The 14,110-nt window shown below is 70.7% G+C and carries 15 protein-coding genes and 2 pseudogenes; 11 read left to right on the forward strand and 6 right to left on the reverse strand.

Annotation, left to right across the window (positions count from 1 at the left end; all coding sequences use genetic code 11):
- Nucleotides 1–868: 868 nt before the first annotated feature.
- The 3 genes from ACWD6R_RS07520 to ACWD6R_RS07530 all read left to right on the forward strand — a co-directional run bounded on the left by ACWD6R_RS07520 (nucleotide 869) and on the right by ACWD6R_RS07530 (nucleotide 2,519).
- Complete coding sequence (locus ACWD6R_RS07520) at nucleotides 869–1,564, forward strand: hypothetical protein (RefSeq protein WP_451817842.1); 696 nt, start codon at nucleotides 869–871, stop codon at nucleotides 1,562–1,564.
- A gap of 210 nt (nucleotides 1,565–1,774) precedes the next feature.
- Nucleotides 1,775–2,074 (forward strand): radical SAM protein, encoded by a 300-nt coding sequence (locus ACWD6R_RS07525; RefSeq protein ID WP_451817843.1) that lies wholly within the window; start codon nucleotides 1,775–1,777, stop codon nucleotides 2,072–2,074.
- A 127-nt stretch (nucleotides 2,075–2,201) separates the two neighbouring features.
- Nucleotides 2,202–2,519, forward strand: a complete 318-nt coding sequence (locus tag ACWD6R_RS07530) for a MazG-like family protein (RefSeq protein ID WP_451817942.1) — start codon at nucleotides 2,202–2,204, stop codon at nucleotides 2,517–2,519.
- Between the two features lie 175 nt (nucleotides 2,520–2,694).
- Here ACWD6R_RS07530 and ACWD6R_RS07535 read toward each other — a convergent pair whose 3' ends face one another.
- Both ACWD6R_RS07535 and ACWD6R_RS07540 read right to left on the reverse strand, forming a co-directional pair.
- Complete coding sequence (locus ACWD6R_RS07535; RefSeq protein ID WP_451817844.1) at nucleotides 2,695–3,567, reverse strand: undecaprenyl-diphosphate phosphatase; 873 nt, start codon at nucleotides 3,565–3,567, stop codon at nucleotides 2,695–2,697.
- A 240-nt stretch (nucleotides 3,568–3,807) separates the two neighbouring features.
- The gene (locus ACWD6R_RS07540) at nucleotides 3,808–4,521 is read right to left on the reverse strand and encodes a TVP38/TMEM64 family protein (protein ID WP_451817845.1); all 714 of its coding nucleotides are present in this window, start codon (nucleotides 4,519–4,521) and stop codon (nucleotides 3,808–3,810) included.
- Between the two features lie 49 nt (nucleotides 4,522–4,570).
- On the opposite strand from ACWD6R_RS07540, the pseudogene ACWD6R_RS07545 reads away from it, so the two are divergent.
- The 5 genes and pseudogenes from ACWD6R_RS07545 (at nucleotide 4,571) to ACWD6R_RS07565 (ending at nucleotide 8,583) form a co-directional block, all read left to right on the forward strand.
- A pseudogene (locus tag ACWD6R_RS07545) lies at nucleotides 4,571–5,288 on the forward strand (DNA alkylation repair protein).
- Nucleotides 5,289–5,371: 83 nt separating this feature from the next.
- Nucleotides 5,372–5,539, forward strand: coding sequence for a hypothetical protein (locus ACWD6R_RS07550; RefSeq protein WP_451817846.1), 168 nt, complete (start codon nucleotides 5,372–5,374; stop codon nucleotides 5,537–5,539).
- 93 nt (nucleotides 5,540–5,632) lie between these two features.
- Nucleotides 5,633–6,802, forward strand: a complete 1,170-nt coding sequence (tuf, locus tag ACWD6R_RS07555) for an elongation factor Tu (protein WP_037690479.1) — start codon at nucleotides 5,633–5,635, stop codon at nucleotides 6,800–6,802.
- A 68-nt stretch (nucleotides 6,803–6,870) separates the two neighbouring features.
- A pseudogene (locus tag ACWD6R_RS07560) lies at nucleotides 6,871–7,404 on the forward strand (patatin-like phospholipase family protein); the annotation flags it as partial.
- A 333-nt stretch (nucleotides 7,405–7,737) separates the two neighbouring features.
- Nucleotides 7,738–8,583, forward strand: a complete 846-nt coding sequence (locus ACWD6R_RS07565) for a spermidine synthase (RefSeq protein WP_451817943.1) — start codon at nucleotides 7,738–7,740, stop codon at nucleotides 8,581–8,583.
- Here the strand turns inward: ACWD6R_RS07565 and ACWD6R_RS07570 are convergent.
- Both ACWD6R_RS07570 and ACWD6R_RS07575 read right to left on the reverse strand, forming a co-directional pair.
- Entirely contained in the window at nucleotides 8,545–9,849 is a 1,305-nt protein-coding gene (locus ACWD6R_RS07570; protein ID WP_451817847.1) for an MFS transporter, read from the reverse strand. The two genes, ACWD6R_RS07565 and ACWD6R_RS07570, sit on opposite strands and share 39 nt — an antisense overlap.
- Nucleotides 9,850–9,912: 63 nt before the next feature.
- Nucleotides 9,913–10,953 carry a hypothetical protein gene (locus ACWD6R_RS07575; protein ID WP_451817848.1) on the reverse strand — a complete coding sequence of 347 codons (1,041 nt, stop codon included), beginning with the start codon at nucleotides 10,951–10,953 and terminating at the stop codon, nucleotides 9,913–9,915.
- A gap of 167 nt (nucleotides 10,954–11,120) precedes the next feature.
- Between ACWD6R_RS07575 and ACWD6R_RS07580 the strand changes: the two genes are divergently transcribed.
- Together ACWD6R_RS07580 and ACWD6R_RS07585 are read left to right on the forward strand one after the other, a co-directional pair.
- Entirely contained in the window at nucleotides 11,121–11,558 is a 438-nt protein-coding gene (locus tag ACWD6R_RS07580; protein ID WP_451817944.1) for a DUF4442 domain-containing protein, read from the forward strand.
- A gap of 155 nt (nucleotides 11,559–11,713) precedes the next feature.
- Nucleotides 11,714–12,373: a DedA family protein gene (locus ACWD6R_RS07585; protein ID WP_451817849.1), complete on the forward strand. Its 660-nt coding sequence runs from the start codon at nucleotides 11,714–11,716 to the stop codon at nucleotides 12,371–12,373.
- Between the two features lie 43 nt (nucleotides 12,374–12,416).
- Here ACWD6R_RS07585 and ACWD6R_RS07590 read toward each other — a convergent pair whose 3' ends face one another.
- Nucleotides 12,417–12,947, reverse strand: a complete 531-nt coding sequence (locus ACWD6R_RS07590) for a gamma carbonic anhydrase family protein (protein ID WP_451817850.1) — start codon at nucleotides 12,945–12,947, stop codon at nucleotides 12,417–12,419.
- A 144-nt stretch (nucleotides 12,948–13,091) separates the two neighbouring features.
- On the opposite strand from ACWD6R_RS07590, the gene ACWD6R_RS07595 reads away from it, so the two are divergent.
- Complete coding sequence (locus ACWD6R_RS07595) at nucleotides 13,092–13,829, forward strand: acyltransferase (protein WP_451817851.1); 738 nt, start codon at nucleotides 13,092–13,094, stop codon at nucleotides 13,827–13,829.
- Nucleotides 13,830–13,844: 15 nt separating this feature from the next.
- On the opposite strand, the gene ACWD6R_RS07600 is transcribed toward ACWD6R_RS07595, so the two are convergent.
- Complete coding sequence (locus tag ACWD6R_RS07600) at nucleotides 13,845–14,102, reverse strand: hypothetical protein (protein ID WP_451817955.1); 258 nt, start codon at nucleotides 14,100–14,102, stop codon at nucleotides 13,845–13,847.
- Nucleotides 14,103–14,110 lie beyond the last annotated feature (8 nt).

Genomic DNA, 14,110 nt, shown 5'->3' on the forward strand with positions numbered 1-14,110 from the left:
GAGCGGCCCGTGGCAGGGCCGCCGCCCGTTCCCGCCAGGTCCTGTCGTCAGACTGCCGTCGTCGCCCGAAGGGCTGTCGTGCGTGCCAGACGCCGCGCGGCAGACGGCAGTTCGACGACAGGATCTGGCCCGTCGGCCCGCCCGCGTCCGGGCTCAGCACGCCGGCCGCCACCAGGGCGACCCCCGATGCCGTCGGTCCACCCGGTTCGACAGGCGCCCCGGGTCCGGACGGTCTGTTGTCTGCCGTCGGACCCGCCGGCGCGAAGGGAGACGTCGGCCCACCCGCCGCTGACGCCAAGGACGGTACGGACGGGAAGGCCGGCGCCGACGGCCGGACCTGTCCTGAGGGATACTCTCTGCAGGCCCCGCCGGATGATCCGGATGCGCTGGTGTGACGCCGGGACGGCGCGGATGCACCGACCCCGAGCACCAGCAGCGGCCTCATCGGCCTCGGCGCCCTCACCGCACCATCCATGTACAGGAGACTTGATGGCTGAAATCCCGCCGCGCCAGGTACCGCGGCGCGTGGACGACAGTGCTGCGGACACAGGCACACGCGTCACCCTCGGCCGCGTCGAACCGCCGCGGCCGCAATACGCGGGGCTGTTCGTAGCGCCCCCCGACCTGCCTCCCGCCGACACCGAATGAGAATGCCCCCTCCCGCCGAAGTGGGAGGGGGCATCTTCATCTCTACGGGCACGACTGGGCGGCGCCACCGTCATAGCCGGGGTGATCGCCCTTCTGTGGCGGGCGCTCTCCTCGACGCGGTCCTCCTCGCCCTCGGTGATCTGCACGGTCCGGCCGGCGCGGAGCGGCGCCGATCGGTGAGCGGTCCGTCGTCGGAGTCTTCCGCCGGAAGTTCAACGGCTTGAGCACCACCAGCTATCTGCGGTCGCTCGGCCGGGACAGTGGGCTCTCGGAGTACGAGCGCCAGGAGGTCGTGGAGCTGGTCCAGAACGCGGTGTGGCGGCTGCTCCGGATGGCCGGTGCGATCTCGTCCCGCCGGGACAACGTGGTGTTCGGGGACCTCAAGCCGGAGCACGTCTTCATCGACGGCTCCCGCCTCCACTTCATCGACCCTGCCGTGCAGTGGGCGGCTGGGCCTCAGCCGGACGTTGCGAAGCTCACCGGCCGAGCGCTCCTTCTCGCCGTCGGGCATCCGGAGTTGCGCGCCGGGCGACAGATCGTGCAGGGGGTCGCGTCCACGCTCGCTCGGCACGTCGCGGCGCTGCCCGAGCACGAGCGGGCGGCACGACCCCTCGTGCCGCCGGGGGCCGGTAGCCGCGAAGGTGTACGTGTCGTCGAGCAGCCGCAGCGCCGCCGCGTTCCAGGGACAGCGACGGCAGCGGAACTCCGCCAGCAGACCGCCGACTTGGCGGGCAAAGATGTCCTTCGGCTCGCAGGGGATGCGCCGGAGCTGGTCGAGGGCCCAGTGGGCGAGCTCGCCCCCTCCTTCCGCTGCAAGGCAGACCGGCCCCTGCGGGAGCGGGAGGTCCGTTCCGTCCCAGAGCGCCTCCAGGTGCGCATCGAGCAGGTCCAGGGCGGTCCGGTCGGCAGGCAGTGACATTTCGCCACTCTAGGCCGTCTCTTTCGGGCTGTGCCGGCCCGGGGTGATCGGCAAGACGCGCGCTGCGGCGAACGATCCGGAGGAGCGACGGCACCGTGCCTCAGCCGGCCCGAGGTAAGCACGGTGCTGTCGAAACTCGTGAACATTCCGTCCCGGCCTTGGGAGCCTCATGCCTCCCAAACCAGTGTCGAAGTGCTGTCCGTTCTCATGGACGAAGCCAATCACCCGTACCGCAAGGCCCTGATCCAGATCTGTGAGCCGTGCAACGAGACGTGCAAGCACTGCTTCGTCTCGGCGACGAAGCGCGGCGCGTACATGCCGCTGGACGCGGTCCGGGGCCAGCTCATCCCGCAGCTTGCGGCGGCCCGCGCGAACCGGGTGACGCTGACCGGCGGTGAGCCGTTCATGCACGCCGACCTCATCCAGATCATCGGCGAGTTCCGGGCTGCCGGTACGTGCATGAGCCGCGTACCGATGCGGACCGGCTCACGGACCACTCGGCGCTGACGGTGGCCCTGGCCCTGGACCTGGACCTGGAGCCGGTGGCCCCGCTGACCGTGACCGACCCGGGCCAGGTGCAAGACCCGATCGGGGCCCTGTTCTCACCATGTAGGACGAGGAGAAGCGCGTGACGATGGACGAGACGTGGAGCGGCGTGGAGCGGCTGCGCGGGTGGTTGGATGAGTCCCCGGACCAGGCCGCGGCCGGCGACGTGCGGGTGCTGCGCGTCCTCAAGATCAGTGAGGAGGTCGGGGAGGTCTCCGAGGCCCTGACGGGAGTGCTCGGCGCCAACCCGCGCAAGGGCGAGTCCCACACGTGGCAGGACGTCGAGAAGGAGCTGAGCGACGTCATCGTGACCGCTGCGGTGGCCCTGGCCACGATTAGCCCGGACCCGGAGAAGGCGCTCGCCGAGCGCGTCCAGGGCCTACTGGGCCGCCTCGACCTGGACTGACCCGGACTCGGCCGCCGCGCAGAAGGGCCCGGGTTTGCGGTCGCATACTGTTTGGCTGCGCGTCTCCCGGTCTCCCGAGTGGGAGACGAGTGGGAGAAAAGTGGGAGACGATCATGACGCGTGGATGCGCGAAAGCGTCAGAATGCGCTAGATAGTGCTAGGTATGGCGACTTGGTCAGCCGGCGGACTCGCCCGCGTGCGGGCTCAGGGACCCGGCACCGACCAGGATGAACAGCAGAATGCCCAGAATGACCCGGTAGATCACGAACGGCATGAAGCTCTTCGTCGTGATGAACTTCATGAACCAGGCGATGACCGCGTATCCGACGCCGAAGGCGATGAACGTCGCGAAGATCGTCGGCCCCCACGACACATGCCCCTCGCCCGCGTCCTTCAGCTCGAAGACACCCGAGGCGAGCACCGCCGGGATCGCGAGCAGGAACGAGTAGCGGGCCGCGGCCTCGCGGGTGTAGCCCATCAGCAGACCGCCGCTGATCGTGGCGCCCGAGCGGGAGACGCCGGGGATCAGGGCCATTGCCTGGCAGAAGCCGAAGATCAGGCCGTCCTTGACGCCGAGTTCCTTGAGGGACTTGCGCTCCCTGATCGCCCGGTGCTTGCCACCCACCTCGTCGCGGGCAGCGAGGCGGTCGGCGATGCCGAGGACGATGCCCATCACGATCAGGGTGGTGGCGATGAGTCGCAGGTCGCGGAACGGGCCCTCGATCTGGTCCTTGAAGGTCACACCGAGGACGCCGATCGGGATGGAGCCGACGATGACGAGCCAGCCCATCTGCGCGTCGTGGTCGCCGCGCATCGACCGGTTGGTCAGCGAGCGGAACCAGGCCGAGACGATCCGGACGATGTCATTCCGGAAGTAGATGAGGACTGCGGCCTCCGTGCCGATCTGGGTGATGGCGGTGAATGCCGCCCCCGGGTCTTGCCAGCCGGCGAACGCTGCGGTGAGCCGCAGATGCGCGCTGGAGGAGATCGGCAGGAACTCGGTCAGTCCCTGAACGAGGCCCAGGACGAACGATTCGAACCAGCTCATGGGGCTTTGGCCATCCCGGAAGTGATCGTGCATCGGACGACGGCCTCCAGGGCCGTCGACAGCGTGCGGATTGCGGTCATATGGCGGATTGCGGTCATATGAGGGACGGGCCACGTCGGGCCCGGTGATCGTCTGCGGTGCGCGGGCAGCGTATCGCCCTTGGGTGAACAGGCATACGACTGCCCCCGCACCCACCGTCGACCCCCGGTGGTGTCAGGGGGCACCGGACCGCAGACAGGCTCAGTCCGCGGCGAGGCGGTGCCGCTTGCGCCAGGCGACGACGGCCGCGCCGACGCCCGTCAGCACGATGAAGCCCATCGCCGCCAGGAACGTGGGCGATGTCGGGGACGCGGCCTCGCTGCCCGCGACGACGTAGGCGGCGGTGTTCGGGATCGAGCCGAGCCCGGTGGCCACCAGGAACGGCGGATACCCCATCCGTGAGACCGCGGCGCAGTAGTTGGCGGCGGCGAACGGAACCCCCGGGAAGAGCCGCAGCGTCAGCATCGAACGGAAGCCGTGCCGGCTCAGCTGCCCGTCCGCAGCCTTCAGCCAGCGCCCGCGCACCAGCGTACGGAGCGCGTCCTGCCCCAGCACCCTGCCCAGCCCGAACGAGATGCCCGCGCCGAGCACCGTGCCCGCCAGGGCGGCGGCCAGACCGGCCTGCGACCCTAACAGCGCACCCGCGGCGAGGTTGAGGAGCGGCCGCGGCACGAACGCCACGGTGGACACGCCGTACGCGAGGCCGAACAGCAGGACCGCTGCGCCGCCACCGCTCAGCTGCGCCGGCCAGCCATGGGCCAGGAGGCGCTGGGGATCGAGGAGCAGCGTGGTCGCCGCGGCGGCCAGCAGCACGGCCACGAGCAGCGAGAACCGGGACCAGGGCGAGAGCAGCGCCCTCGTGCAGCGCACGGCGAGGCCGGTGGCGGGCCGGGCGGCGGGGACGGGGTCGAGCATTCGGGGAGAGTAACCGACATCTGCTGGTGATCGCCGTAATGTGCACCGTATGAGCCCCGCAGCCGAAGCCGCTCCCGGCGTGCCGCCGAGCGAGCTCGCCGACACCGTGCTGGCGCGTCTGACGGTCCTCTACCCCACGGCCGCCGATCCTGGGCGGGCCGCCTCCGCCGCCGCGTACATGAAGCACGTCGCCCCGTTCCTCGGCATCCCCACCCCGCAGCGCCGGGCCCTGTCACGCACGGTCCTGGACGGCACCGGGCGTCCCGACGAGGTGGACTGCGCGGCCGTCGCCCTGCGCTGCTGGAAGCTGACCGAGCGGGAGTACCAGTACTTTGCCGCCGACTATCTGCGCCGCCACGTGCCCCGCTGCTCCTCCCGGCTCCTGCCCGTCGTACGGCACCTCGTCTCCACCGTCCCCTGGTGGGACACCGTCGATGTGCTCGCCGCCCATGTCGCAGGACCGCTCGTCGCCGCCGACCCGGAGCTGAAGACGGTGATGGACGAGTGGATCGAGGACGACAACCTGTGGATCGCCCGCACTGCCCTGCTGCACCAGCTGCGCTACCCGGGACGCCACCGACACCGAACGGCTCTTCGGCTACTGCCTGCGCCAGGCGGAGCACCCCGACTTCTTCATCCGCAAGGCGATCGGCTGGTGTCTGCGCGAGTACGCCAAGACCGATCCGCGGGCTGTCAGGGACTTCGTCGACGGCGCCCGGGACCGGCTCTCGCCGCTGTCCGTACGCGAAGCCATGAAGCACCTCTGAGGCGCGACCGTCGCCGAACTCCCTTTCCGGGCCCGGTGGAAAACCATTCGACGGGGCCGGGGCCGTCGGCCATGATCGGACCCATGTTCCGGTACGCCTTCCTCGCAGCGCAGTCCGCAGTCGCGGACGCGCCGAAGGCTGCCGTCATCCCTTCCTTCCTCGCTGCCGCCGCAATCACCGCAGCAGCAGCCGCAGTCGACGCAGCAGTGTTCACGGCTGCCGCAGCGCCCATCGGCGGCGCCCGAAGCTGACCCTCCCCCGACAGTCCGGCGGACCCCGTAAGGGGAGGGTCGGCGGGGCCCTGGGGTCTTCTCTCTCAGCTTCGAGTTTCCAAGGAATGAGCCATGCCCAAGACGGCATACGTGCGCACCAAGCCGCACCTCAACATCGGCACCATGGGCCACGTCGACCACGGCAAGACCACCCTGACAGCCGCCATCACCAAGGTCCTCAGTGACCGCGGCACCGGCACGTTCGTCCCGTTCGACCGCATCGACCGGGCGCCGGAGGAGGCACAGCGCGGCATCACCATCAACATTGCGCACGTCGAGTACGAGACCGACACCCGGCACTACGCGCACGTCGACATGCCCGGTCACGCCGACTACGTCAAGAACATGGTCACCGGCGCCGCGCAGCTCGACGGGGCGATTCTCGTCGTGTCCGCGCTCGACGGGATCATGCCGCAGACCGCCGAGCACGTCCTGCTCGCCCGCCAGGTCGGCGTCGACCACATCGTCGTCGCCCTCAACAAGGCCGACGCGGGCGACCCGGAGTTGACCGACCTGGTCGAGCTGGAGGTCCGCGAGCTGCTCTCCGCGCACGGCTACGGCGGCGACACCGTCCCCGTCGTCCGCGTCTCGGGACTGAAGGCGCTGGCCGGCGACCCGCGCTGGACCGCGTCCGTCGAGGCATTGCTGGACGCCGTCGACACGTACGTACCGATGCCGGTGCGCTACACCGACGCGCCGTTCCTGCTGCCGGTGGAGAACGTCCTGACCATCACCGGCCGGGGCACGGTCGTCACCGGAGCCGTCGAGCGCGGCACCGTACGCGTCGGCGACCGGGTCTCCGTGCTCGGCGCGGACATCGAGACGGTCGTCACCGGCCTGGAGACCTTCGGCAAGCCGATGGAGTCCGCGCAGGCCGGTGACAACGTGGCGCTGCTCGTACGTGGGGTGGAGCGCGACCGGGTCCGCCGCGGCCACGTGGTGGCGGCGCCCGGCAGCGTGACGCCGAGCCGTCGTTTCACCGCGCAGGTGTACGTCCTGTCGGCGCGGGAAGGCGGCCGGACCACGCCGGTCACCACCGGCTACCGGCCGCAGTTCTACATCCGTACCGCGGACGTCGTCGGGGACATCGACCTCGGCGAAGCGGCGGTGGCGCGCCCCGGCGACACGGTCACCATGACCGTCGAACTGGGCCGCGACACCCCGCTGGAGTCCGGGCTCGGCTTCGCGATCCGCGAGGGCGGCCGCACGGTCGGCGCGGGCACCGTCACCGGCCTGCTCTGATCCGGGCACCGGGCCCGCCAACCGACCCCACGGGAGGCGGGCCCGGCGCCATGCGCGAGACTGACGGCATGTCAGACATTGCACTGGTGCTCGGAGCAGGCGGCGCCACCGGCGGCGCCTGGGAGACCGGAATCCTGCACGGGCTCGCCGAGGCGGGCGTGGACCTGTCCACCGCGGATCTCGTCATCGGAAGCTCCGCCGGGGCTCTCGTCGGCGCCCAGCTCGCCTCCGGACTGCTCGGCCTCCCGGAACTGTACGCACGTCAGCTGGCCGATCCGCAGGGCGAGACCGGCGGGAAGCTCGGCACCGCCAACCTCATGCGCTACGCCCGGGCGGTGCTGACCTCCCGTACCCCGGAGGCGTACGGGCAGAAGCTGGCCCGGATGGCGCGGGAGACCCGGACCGCCATCACCGCGGCCGAACGGCAGGAGCTGATCGCGAGTCGGCTCCTGTCGCCCGACTGGCCCGAGCGGCAGCTGCGGATCACTGCCGTCCGCGCGGACACGGGTGAACTCCACATCTTCGACAAGGACAGCGGTATCCCGCTCGCCGACGCCGTCACCGCCAGCTGCGCCGTCCCCGCCGTCTGGCCGGTCGCCACCATCGACGGGCAGGGCTGGATCGACGGCGGGGTGTATTCCCCGGCCAACGCCCATCTGGCCGCAGGGTATGAACGCGTTGTCGTCATCGCACCGACGGCCAGTGGCAACAAGGTGATCATTTCCCCCGGTCCCAGGCCACCGACCTCGAAGCGAAGGGTGCCCAGGTCGCGGTCATCATTCCGGACGCGGCCGCCAAGAAGGCATTCGGCCGCAACGTGCTCGACCCGAGCCGCCGGGCGGCCGCCGCCCGCGCCGGACTCGCGCAGTCCGCGGCGCACACCGAAGCGGTCGCCGCGGTCGTCGGCAGTTGAACCGGCACCCCACAATGGGGGAGTGAACGAGCCGATACCCGTGATCCGAGACGTGGACCAGGGCACCGCCAGACTCCTTCCCGACGTGGACCGGGACCGGGCCTGGCTGCTCACGGTCGACGGCGCACCCCAGTCGTACGTCGACCTCGACGATCCGGTCCACCTGGAGTTCGAGTACGCCCGACGGCTCGCCCATGTCCTGGACTGTGCCGCGGAACCGGACGCGCCTCTCGACGTACTCCACCTCGGCGGCGGCGCCCTCACCCTGCCCCGCTATGTCACCGCGACCCGGCCGGGTTCCCGGCAGGTCGTCGCCGAGGCCGACCTGGGCCTGCTCGCCCTGGTCGCCGAGCAGCTGCCACTCCCCGACGACAGTGGCATCACCGTGCACGGCACCGATGCCCGAGGGCTGCTGGAACAGACGCCGCCCGGCACCGTCGACGTCCTGATCGCGGACGTGTTCGGCGGATCGCGCGTGCCCGCGCACCTCACCTCCGTCGAGTACGCGCAGGCAGCCGCGCGGGCTCTGCGGGCCGACGGCATCTATGCCGCCAACCTCGCCGACGGCGCACCCTTCGCATTCCTCCGCTCGCAACTGGCCAACTTCGCCGCCGTTTTCGAAGAGCTCGCGCTGATCGCCGAACCGGCGGTGCTGCGCGGCCGGCGCTTCGGGAACCACGTCCTGGTCGCTTCCCGCAGTCCCCTCGACACCGCGGCCCTGGCCCGCCGCTGCGCCGCAGACGTCTTCCCCGCCCGGGTCGAGCACGGCGCCGGTCTGGCCCGGCTCATCGGCGCGGCACGGCCGGTCGGGGACGCCGACGCGGTCGCCTCACCCGAGCCGCCCGACGGTTCCTTCGGTATCGGCTGACAGCGTCTTCCCCGACGCAACCTCGATGGTTGCGGTCCGGCGGGTGAGGTTGCGTACGTCGGGTACGAACAGCACGGCCCCCGTGCAGAGCACGACCAGCGCCGCACAGCCCCACAATGCCTGACCGCGCCCGACCAGGTCCTCCACCGGACCGGCGACCGCGGTGGCCAGCGGCAGCATCGCCACCGATCCGAACCAGTCGTACGCCGATACCCGCGACAACTTCTCCTCCGGGATCTCCTGATGCAGGGCCGTCATCCAGGAGACGCCGAACACCTCGATGGTCACGCCGCTGACGAACATCACCGCACTGAGCCCGGCCACCGGCAGCGGCACCGCCAGCGCCGCCGACGGCAGGGCCAGCGGGAAGACGCAGAGCGTTCCGGCGAGCAGGAGCCGCCGGGGCTTCCAGCGCATCATCAGCAGCGCCCCGCACAGCGTGCCGACCCCGAACGCGGCGAGCGCGAATCCCCAGGGGCGGGCGCCGCCGAACTCGTCCCGGGCGACCAGTGGCCCGTACACCGACTCGGCGGCACCGACCACGGCGACCACCACCGAGAACTGCGCCACGATCGACCACAGCCAGGGGCGGCCGATGAACTCCTGCCAGCCCTCGCGCAGATCGGACAGGAGTCCGCCGCCGGGCTCCCGCGCCGGGATGTGGGCGACATCCAGGAAGGCGCGCAGCGCACCGGCCACCGCGAAGGCCACCGCGTCGACGGCCAGGACCCAGCCCGGATTCATCGCCGCGATCATGGCACCGCCGAGCGCGGCACCACCGATGGCGGCCCCGTGCATCGACATCCGGAAGAGCGCGAAGGCGCGGCCGGCCTGTTCGCCACTGACACTGGACATCAGCATGCCCTCGGCCGCCGGGTTGAAGAACGCCTGCCCGGTACCGCACAACGCGGTGAGCAGCATCATCTGCCACAGTTTCGGGTCGCCGGCCAGGACCAGCCAGGCGAACGCGGCCTGCGAGACACAGTTGAGCGCGTTCGCCGCCACCATCACCCGGTGGCGCGGCACCCGGTCCGCGATGGCGCCGCCGATGAGCAGGAACAGCACCAGCGGTGCGGTACGGGCGGCTGCCACCAGGCCTACGTCGCCGCCGTCGCCACCGGACTGCAGAACGGCGAACGCCGCCGCGATCAACGCACCGTGGGTACCGAGGCCGGTGATGATTGCGGCGGCGGTCAGCAGACTGTAGTTGCGGCCGGCCCAGGCGGGGCGGCGGATGCGGGGACGGGGGATGCCGGCAGGAGTCACCGTGGAACTATCGCTGCCGGGCCCCTGCCCTGCCAACTGCTTTGCCGGAGCAGGTGGAGCAGGTCAGGAGGCGGTGACCTCGGTCAGCCGCACCGTGCTGAGGATCTTCATGACCGTTGCGTCCGGGAGCTCGTCCTTGACGGAGTCGGCACCGTAGAGGATCCAGGAGGAGAAGTCACCGTTCTTGTTCTTGAAGGTGAAGGCGAAGGTCTTGCCGTCGGAGTCGCACTTCTTCTTCTTGGTGACGTCGGGGGCGGTGGCCGTCACGAGGCTGCCGGTCAGACCCGACTGGGTGGTGTACTTCTTCGCCTTGCTGATCTTGATCGTCTTCTTCGGCATGTGCTGCGCGTAGGCGGTCCATGCCCAGGCCCCGGCCTCGTTGTGGGCGTTGGCGTCGGCGTCCGTGGCGCCCTCGGCGCCGCGGGTGCCCACACCGGCCAGGCTGTACTCCTCCTTGGTGCCGTCCTTGTCGTCGTCGTCGACGCACCACTTGCTCTGGAAGTACGCCGGCGCGGAGAAGCCGATGGCCGGCGAGTCGTCGCCCTTCTTGTCGTCCTCGAAGTACGAGAACGTCCCGGGCGACGCGACCTCCCAGTCACCGGGTACGTCGAACTGGGTGCCCCACTTGGGGTTGGTGACGACCTTCCAGCCGGCGACGAGGGGCTTGGCGTCCCCGTCGGTGCCCCGAGGGTTCGGCACCGCGGAGGACGTGTCGGCGGACGGCTTCGCGGAGGACGACGACTTCCCGCCGTCGGCGACGTCGGTGCCGCCCTTGTCGTCCTTGTTCATCACCACGACGCCGGTGACCACGGCGGCCACGACCACAGCGGTGGCTGCGACGATGGCGACGACGGTCGTCTTCTTCTTGTCGTCGCCGCCGGGCTGCGGTGCACCGGGCGGGCCGGAGACCGCGTACTGCGGCACGGTGGGCTGCTGGTACGGGTTCGGCTGCGGGTATCCGGGCTGCTGCCCCGGCTGGTCATGCTGCTGATATCCCGGCTGCTGATAGGGATTCGGCTGCTGGTACCCCGGCTGCTGATACGGGTTCTGATTCTGGTCCTGCGGGTTTTGCTCGCCCCCGGGCGGCTGCTGTCCTGGCCACATGGCGAGTAACCATAGAGGGACGGTGGCCCGTCGACCACGCCCGCCCCCGTGAAGGAACGGTCGAGGCGGTGGTCACGCGGACGCCGGGGGGATCGTGCAGGCGCGATCCGGGGGATGGCCAAACACCCCTACCCGTGAGTAACCTTCGGCTCATGAGCACTGAACAGATGACAGTCGGAGACATGCTCCTCGCGACGGTTCCGATGGCCAGGACCCTCAACCTCGAGTTCCTCGAGGCGACCTCGGAGCGCGCGGTCGTCCGGATGCCGGACCGGGCCGACTACCACAACCACGTCGGCGGACCGCACGCCGGAGCGATGTTCACGCTCGCGGAGTCGGCCAGCGGCGCGATCGTCATCGCCGCCTTCGGCGATCAGATGTCCCGTGCCGTACCGCTCGCCGTGAAGGCGGAGATCGGCTACAAGAAGCTCGCGATGGGCGTCGTCACCGCGACCGCGACCCTCGGCCGGCCGGTGGCGGACGTCGTCGCCGAACTCGACGCGGGCAAGCGGCCCGAATTCCCCGTCGCCATCGAGATCCGGCGTGCGGACGGCGCGGTCACCGGCGAGATGACCGTGGTGTGGACGCTCCGCCCGAACGCCTGAGCGGCCTGCCTCCTCAGCTGGGCCGTCCCACCCCATCGAGGGTGCGGGGCGGCCCATCGCGCTGTCCGGGCAGATGGCACGACAGGTAGGCTTCCCGCCGTGCGCCGAGGAGTTGCCCGGCGGGCGACGGCACATCAGCACGGGAGGAACCGGCGTTGCACATCCAGGAGTGGCTGGAGACAGTCCCCGCGGTCAGCGTGTACGTTCTGGTGGGCGTCGTCATCGGTCTGGAGAGCCTGGGCATTCCGCTGCCGGGCGAGATCGTCCTCGTCAGCGCGGCGCTGCTGGCCGCCGGACACAGCGGCATCAACCCAGTGATCCTCGGTGCCTGCGCGACCGCCGGGGCGGTCATCGGGGACTCGATCGGATACGCCATCGGCCACAAGGGCGGCCGGCCGCTCCTCGCCCGGCTCGGCGGGAAGTTCCCCAAGCACTTCGGCGAGGACCAGATCGCCATGGCGGAGCGGTCGTTCCAGAAGTGGGGCATGTGGGCAGTGTTCTTCGGCCGCTTCGTCGCGCTGCTGCGTATCTTCGCCGGACCGCTGGCCGGTGTCCTGCACATGCCGTACTGGAAGTTCCTGATCGCCAATGTGCTCGGCGGCATCGTCTGGGCGGGCGGGACCACGGCCGTCATCTACTCGGTCGGGGTCGTCGCCGAGGCTTGGCTCAAGCGCTTCTCCTGGCTCGGCCTAGTGGTCGCCCTGCTGTTCGGGCTGACCTCGATGCTGGTCCTCAAGAACCGGGCCAAGAAGGCGGCGGCCCAGTCCGCCGAACGTACCGTGGCCGAGCCGGGGACCGTACCGGCAGCGGACTGAGCCCGGGCGGCCCGGCTCACAGGGCCGACCGCTCGTCCGTCACTCAGCCCTCGTGCGCCTGACGGTGCGCCTTGGCCAGCTCCACGTACCCGACGGCATTGAACGCGATGCCCTCGAGCTCCTCCTCGGTCAGCTCCCGCTTGACCTTGGCGGGCACGCCCGCGACGAGCGAGCCCGGCGGCACCCGCATCCCCTGCGGGACCAGCGCCTGGGCCGCGATCAGCGAACCGGCGCCGATGTGCGCACCGTTGAGGACCGTGGCCCCCATGCCCACGAGAACGTCGTCCTCGACGGTGCAGCCGTGCAGTACGGCGTTGTGCCCGACCGAGACGCGCTCGCCGACCGTGACGGGGAACCCGGGGTCGGCATGGACGCTGCAGTTGTCCTGGATGTTGCTGCCGGCACCGATGGCGATGGGAGCGCAGTCGGCCCGCAGCACCGCCTGGTACCAGACGCTGGAGCCCGCGGCCAGGGTCACCTCGCCGATCACGACCGACGTCGGCGCGGTGAACGCGTCCGCGTCGATGTCCGGCTCGTGGCCGCCCATGCCCGTGATCAACGCCTGCTCTGCCATCGCCCGTTCCTCCGTGTCTCCGGCCGTGGTTGTCCGTTCGCGCCAGGGGAACCGTATGCGACAGCCGGGCGGCCGCCAGTGAGTGGGGTGAACATCACAAGGAGCCGCGGTGACCGGCCCGGGTGCGCCGACTACGGTGAGCGAGTGCCCAAGAACAGCAACACGTTCTCCTCCCTCACCGCCTGGCGACGGCGCCTCCTGTCCCGAGCCGTCCACCGCGGCTGGCGTGCGGTACAGGAGGCCGGCGCGATCACCGCGGAACACCCGGGCGGGCTGCGGTTCGGCCGTATCGGCGAGGGGACCCGGCTGGCGTTCCCCCAGGGCACGGTCTTCGGAGAGCCGTGGATCGAGCTCGGCGACCACTGCATCATCGGCGAACAGGTCACCCTGACCGCCGGACTCATGCCGGACCTGGACCTCGGCTCGGAACCCATCCTGACCCTGGGGGACGGGGTGGTGCTCGGCCGCGGCAGCCACGTCGTCGCCGACACCACGGTGGCCATCGGGTCGAACACGTACTGCGGACCGTACGTCTACATCACGTCGACGAACCACAGCTACGACGATCCGCACGAGCCGGTCGGCCGGCAGTGGCCGCGCATGGAGCCGGTCACCATCGGACCCGGCTGCTGGATAGGCACGGGTGCGGTGGTCCTGCCGGGAGCCAGGCTCGGGCGCAACGTGGTGGTCGCGGCGAGCGCGGTGGTACGTGGCGAGGTGCCCGACCATGCGGTCGTGGCCGGTGCGCCCGCACGCGTCGTACGCAGCTGGGACCCGGAGAAGGGCTGGCAGCCGCCCCTGCGCACACCCGCCCCGGTGCCGATCCCGGCGGGCGTGACGCCCGAGCAGCTGCTGGCCGTCGCGGAACTGGAAGACAGCTAGGGTCTTTCGTTTGGATCAGGCTGGATCAGGGAGCGGGGTCCGGCCTGATCCGCCGGACACCCCTGGTGCGAGTCCGTCGCCTACCCGGTGGCGAGCAGCACCGTTCCCACCAGAGCCAGACCGGTCCCCGCCGCCTGCACCCAGCACGAGGGCTGCCACGGTCTGCGAGACGACAACCACGGTGAGCGCGGGCACACGTCGCGTGAGCAGCCCGCCGCCGAAGTCGGCCAGCCCCCACAGCAGGCTGGTGGCCAGGGCGAACAGTGCTGTCATGGCATGCC

Source organism: Streptomyces sp. NPDC005151 (genome assembly GCF_053599875.1).